Source organism: Xenorhabdus aichiensis (assembly GCF_028598775.1).
In the GTDB taxonomy this organism is placed as follows: Bacteria; Pseudomonadota; Gammaproteobacteria; order Enterobacterales; family Enterobacteriaceae; genus Xenorhabdus; species Xenorhabdus bovienii.
This window is the reverse complement of sequence record NZ_JAQRFO010000146.1, coordinates 1-511: the sequence shown is the minus strand read 5'-3', so window position 1 is coordinate 511 and position 511 is coordinate 1. Positions and strand designations below refer to the sequence as shown.

1 protein-coding gene is annotated in these 511 nt (G+C 45.2%); it reads right to left on the bottom strand.

From position 1 onward, the window contains the following. Window positions 1–174: 174 nt before the first annotated feature. A partial coding sequence (locus PSI22_RS21370) for a recombinase family protein (RefSeq protein WP_273581476.1) occupies window positions 175–511 on the bottom strand: 337 nt, incomplete at its 5' end.

Here is a 511-nt window from a genome sequence, read left to right as displayed (position 1 = left end):
GATTGCTGGATAGCGTTCAAAAGCAATTTGGATTCAGACAAGGAAAGCCCAGTGTCATTTGGGGGATCATTCTGTTTTTCTATCGTGAATAGTGTCTCAGTATGACTGTGACCTGATTTAGCGGCCACCGCTATTTGGATCGTGAATTGCATGATACTGTCCTCCGGGGAATGACTATTTTATATCCCCGTTTTTTAGCCGGTGACGCAATTTATAATACGTAGAAACACCTAATCCCATGTTATCGCAGGCCAGCTTTAATTTTATACCTTTTGCTCTTAGCGCATCTATTTGAGGCAGTTTACTGATATCCGCAGGCGGTCGCCCAGTGCGTTCTCCACGCTGTTTTTTCGTGGCAATCCCTTCGGTTTGCCTTTCCCGAATTAAGGCACGTTCAAACTGACTGAATGCAGACATCATATGCAGTTGCAGCTCTTGCATGGGTGTGCTCTCGTGAGCACTAAACGTAAGCTGCTCCTTCAGGAATATCAATGTAATGCCTTGCTGACGT